Source organism: Streptomyces sp. NPDC104096 (assembly GCF_055584385.1).
Genome location: NZ_JBVJMD010000137.1, coordinates 1 through 4430 on the forward strand (window position 1 = coordinate 1; position 4430 = coordinate 4430).

Annotated in this window: 3 protein-coding genes and 3 pseudogenes; 3 read left to right on the top strand and 3 right to left on the bottom strand. The window is 68.8% G+C overall.

Features of this window, described 5'->3' with window-relative positions; all coding sequences use genetic code 11:
* Nucleotides 1-95, top strand: a 95-nt coding sequence (locus tag ACZ60B_RS42620) for an aggregation-promoting factor C-terminal-like domain-containing protein (RefSeq protein ID WP_469397395.1), incomplete at its 5' end; no start/stop codon positions are given.
* Between the two features lie 403 nt (nt 96-498).
* Nucleotides 499-1824 carry an MFS transporter gene (locus tag ACZ60B_RS42625; RefSeq protein ID WP_469397391.1) on the top strand — a complete coding sequence of 442 codons (1326 nt, stop codon included), beginning with the start codon at nt 499-501 and terminating at the stop codon, nt 1822-1824.
* A gap of 25 nt (nt 1825-1849) precedes the next feature.
* Here ACZ60B_RS42625 and ACZ60B_RS42630 read toward each other — a convergent pair.
* Nucleotides 1850-2218: pseudogene (locus tag ACZ60B_RS42630) on the bottom strand (transposase); the annotation flags it as partial.
* Nucleotides 2219-2531: 313 nt separating this feature from the next.
* Here ACZ60B_RS42630 and ACZ60B_RS42635 point away from each other — a divergent pair.
* The gene (locus ACZ60B_RS42635) at nt 2532-3149 is read left to right on the top strand and encodes a hypothetical protein (protein ID WP_469397393.1); all 618 of its coding nucleotides are present in this window, start codon (nt 2532-2534) and stop codon (nt 3147-3149) included.
* 45 nt (nt 3150-3194) lie between these two features.
* On the opposite strand, the pseudogene ACZ60B_RS42640 reads toward ACZ60B_RS42635, so the two are convergent.
* A pseudogene (locus ACZ60B_RS42640) lies at nt 3195-3454 on the bottom strand (transposase); the annotation flags it as partial.
* A 62-nt stretch (nt 3455-3516) separates the two neighbouring features.
* Nucleotides 3517-4430 (bottom strand): annotated as a pseudogene (locus ACZ60B_RS42645) (ISL3 family transposase); the annotation flags it as partial.

The window sequence follows — 4430 nt, forward strand, 5'->3', positions numbered from 1 at the left end:
CCACCCAGATCAAGTGGGGCCTGGACTACATGAACTCCCGCTACGGCAGCCCCGTCCAGGCCTGGGACTTCTGGCAGACCCACCACTGGTACTGAGCCGACCGACGCCGAACCACTCGGCGCCCCCGGCCCACACGGCACCGCGCCACCGGCGCCGAAGCACCCCAGCATCACCTTCCGAAGGCGGCGGCCCCCACTCCGGGGCCGTCGCCTTCGGCCGTTGCCCGGTCGGCAGCCCGCCTGTACACCGCGGCCCCGGAAAGACAGGACGCGGGTTCGGACCGACGCCCCGGCCCGGCCCGCACGGCCGGGGGGCACCCCCGCGACGGTGGTCCTCGTCCACGACGGCCCGTGGCCGCTTCGCACAGCGTCCCGCCGATAAGGCCCTGAGCTGCGACGTCAGCGGGACCCCGGCATGAGACGTTGCAAAACAGTGTCCCGGTACCGGACGCGGTGGTGCTTACGATGCTCCGGCACCGACACACTGCCAGGAGTGTTCATGGCCCAGATCCAGGAGGCTCCCCTCGGGGCCGGCCGCCCCACCACGCCACACGGCCGCCGGTCGATCGGCCCCGACAAGAGCGCATGGCGTACGTCCGCGCTGGCCGGCATGGCCTCCTATCTGGACGCGGGCTCCATCGTGGCCCTGGGTGCCGGGCTCACCCTGTTCCAGGCCAGGCTGCACCTGTCCGACGGTGCCGTGGGCGCCCTGGCGGCGCTCGGACCGAACGCCCTGGGCTGTGCGCTCGGCGCTCTGATCGGGGGACGTCTGGGAGACCGCCTGGGACGCAAGCGCATCTACCGGTACGACCTGCTCGTCTACGCCGCCGGCATGCTGGCCGTGGCTTCGGCCGTGAACGCGGCCGTGCTGTTCGCGGGCACGTTCGTGGTCGGCGTCGCGGTCGGCGCGGACGTCCCCACCTCCCTCGCGCTGGTCGGCGAGAACGCGCCGCCCCGGGCCCGCGGCAGACTCCTCGGCCTGACCCAGGTCGCCTGGAACCTGGGGCCGGTCGTCGTCCTGCTGCTCTCGTTCGCCCTGGCCCCGCTCGGTCTGCTCGGCGTGCGGCTGGTCTTCCTCCACCTGGTCGCAGTCGCCCTGCTCACCTGGACGATGCGCCAGGGCCTGGGCGAATCCGCGTGCTGGAAGGCGGCGCGCGCCGACGACGCCGGCGGCGCTCCTCTCCGGCTGCGAAACCTCTTCCGCGGGGCGAACCTCGCCGCTGTGGTCTGGACGACGACGATCTACCTCTTCTGGAACCTTGCCGCGGGTACCAGCGGCAGCTTCACCCCGTACATCGTCGAAACACTCCACGCAGGCAGCAGGAGCGCAGGCCTGGCACTGAGCACCGCCGGCTTCGTCATCGGCCTAGCCGCGACCCTGCTGCTCTTCATGCGTTACTCCGACCGATCACACCGCGCTCGCCGCCGCATGTGGGCTCTGGGCGGCATCCTCCAGGTGGGCGCCTACCTGCTGTACCTGGTGCTCCCCTTCAGCGTCCCAGTGATCCTCGGCAACATCGCGCTATTCGCAGTGGGGTCCGCCCTGGCGGGCGAGGGCTTCTACAAGGTGTTCAGCCAGGAACTCTTCCCGACCATGCTGCGCTCCAGCGCGCAGGGCTTCACCTTCGCGGTCGCGCGCACCGTCCTGGGTGTGTGGAGCTTCGTGGTGCCGCTCCTGGCATCCGTGGGCATCCGTCCGCTCAGCGCCATGCTGGCGTTCTTCCTCCTGATCAGCGCCGTGGCAGGCTACGCGTTCATACCAAACACGGCGGGCAAGGGACTCGACCGGATCGAGGCCGAACGCCTCGGCGCTCCCGGCACGTGAGCCGCCGTGGCCGGGGCGGCTAGGGGCGCTTCTGCCGCTTCTTGACGATCTTCGGTTCGAAGGAGCCGTCCCGGTCGCGGGGCACGGTGATCTCCATTCGACCGACGTCGGTCAGCACTGTCTTGGAGCGTTTGCCGTTACGGGAGTTGCCGCCGTTCTTGCCGGCCGGGTCGTGCTTGTCATAGCCGAGATGGTCGGTGATCTCGCCTTCCAGGGCGGACTCCAGCAGCCGCTTGGTCAACTGCTGCAGCAGTCCGCCTTCACCGGTCAGCTGCAGGCCCTCGGCCTCAGCCCGGCCCACCAGCTCCTCGATCAGCTGGTCGTCAACAGCCCGCGTCGGCACAGCCCTCGAGGGATCGATGCCCTTGGAACCGGACACGTTCTCACTGGTCATCGATGCATCTTCCATGATCGGGAGTTACACCGAACGTTTTTACGGTCCTCGATAGCCCTTGAGGACGCTACGTGGCCCCTGTGCGCGGTACATGGCCCGCGCGCTAGGCCGTTTCCTTCGGATCACATGCCGCCGGTGCCGGTCGCATCCGTGTACACCGGACCACGGTCAGAGCTGCGGTCCGTGCTGTGACGGGAAGGCCATCTGGGCGCTGTTCCCACCACAGAACCTCCTGGCCAGGCAGCTCACGTATGCGTAGGTGGTCGGTCCGGTGCAGACGAAACCATTTGACGGCATCGAGAGAATGCCTGGCATGGGTACAGACATAAGCGGCTTCCTCGAGTACCGGGCGCCGCAGGACGATCAGGAGCCGATCTGGTACTGCGCACACGACCTCAGCTCTCTCAACGATGTCCGTAACTACGACGCTTTCGGGTGTCTCTTCGGGGTCCGCAACTACGCGAACTTCCGTCCCGTGGCCGCAGGCCGGGGGTTTCCCACCGACGCCTCGGCCACTATGAGTGCGCGGTTCGCCCAGCTGACCGAGTGGTACGGCGAGGACGGCTTTCACGGCACCACGTGGATCACGTGGGCCGAGGTGAAGGCCGTCGACTGGGACGAGCCCGCAGAGAAGCCCGACAGCCGGCTGCACAGATACCGCCAGACGCCGAACGGGCTCCGGATGACGGGCAAGGCCTCCTGGAGTGGCGCATTCGCCGCGGCTGTCGGTCTCAAAGCCGGTGAGGTTCGGGAGTGGCCCGAAGGAAGTGAGTGGCTCGTCGGGGACACGCTCTACAGATCCGTCATTATCTGCCGCAGAGATGCCGTCACCGAAACCGGCGAGTGGCAACCCGTCTGGGAAGCCATGAAAGAACTCGCAGCACAGCACGGTGACGACAACGTGCGCCTCGTCGTGTGGTTCGACGACTGAGCAGGCCACTGCCACCGCGCATCGCCGCTGGATGCCCCTTCCGAATCATCTCGCGGACCAGATGAAGATCGCGGCGATTTGGAGTCCGGCGAGATAGATGGTGGCGGTCTTGTCGTAGCGGGTGGCGAGACCGCGCCACTGCTTGAGCCTTTGATGCACCGCTCGACGGCGTTCCGCTGCTTGTAGGCCCCACGGTCGAAGGCTGGCGGACGGCCGCCGAGCCGACCGCACTTCTTCCGGTTGGCGACCTGGTCGGCGGGCTGCGGAATCACCGCCCGGACGCCGCGCCGACGGAGATGGTCCCGGATCGGGGTCTTTCAAACGAGCGGCCCTGTCTCACATTCGGTGGTGACCGAGCCTGCTGCTGTCCGAGGAGGATGCGGTGGCGGAGGAGGGGGAAGCCTGCTCGGCCGCGCATCTGGCGTGCGATCCGCTTCGTCTTGGTGTTGACGCCCTCGGTGGGGCCGTTGCTGTACGAAAGCGTGAGCGCGGAGTTCACGACGCCGCGGTCTCGTTCCAGGCCCCGGGTGAAGGCGTGCAGATGAGGTAGGTCGATGGCGCGGGCCCGGACGATCCAGTGCGTGAGCGCGTCGGTATTGTCGTCTGTGCGCGGGGCCCGTCGTACGGGGGCGCGTCCAGCACAGCGGCCCGGCAGGTGCTGTGGGCCTTCACTTCGCTCAGCGCGGCGTCGCACAGGTTGTGCCACAGGTGCCACCGGTCCGCAACCTGCACTGCGTCGGGCAGGGCGCGGCGGACGGCCTCGGCGTAGGTCGTCGAACCGTCGCGGCACACGAACTCGACGCCGGGATGGTCGCGCAGCCACGTCTCCAGCGTGCCGGCGGTGCGGTCGGGCAGCACGTCGGTCCGCTGATGGGTCTCGGCGTCGATCACCACGGTGGCACAGCGGTGCCGTCGGCGCGGAGCGAAGTCGTCGACGCCGATCACGCGGGGCGTCCGCCCGGTGGGCAAGGGGATGCGCAGCAGGACGCGCAGGGCCGTGTGGCGCGACAGGTCCGCCGCGGGTACCGCCGGCAGACGCGATCCCGCCCGGCCGGCCAACTCCTTCACCACAGCCTTGACCTGCCTGGTCAGAGGGGCCGTGCGTCGCTGGTGACGCTCCAGCACTCCGGGCATCTGCTCGCGGAAGGTCTGTCGGCAGCCGCGGGTGGGACACACCGAGCGTCGTACTTTCACGTGGAGCACCACCCGTCGTCCATCGACCGGGACGTCGGCCACCCTCCGCACCTGATAGCTGTGCACCCGAGCGGACGACGCGGCGCA

Coding starts and splice junctions, on each gene's coding strand:
- ACZ60B_RS42635 (WP_469397393.1), top strand. CDS start 2,532: ATGGGTACAGACATAAGCGGCTTCCTCGAGTACCGGGCGCCGCAGGAC.
- ACZ60B_RS42625 (WP_469397391.1), top strand. CDS start 499: ATGGCCCAGATCCAGGAGGCTCCCCTCGGGGCCGGCCGCCCCACCACG.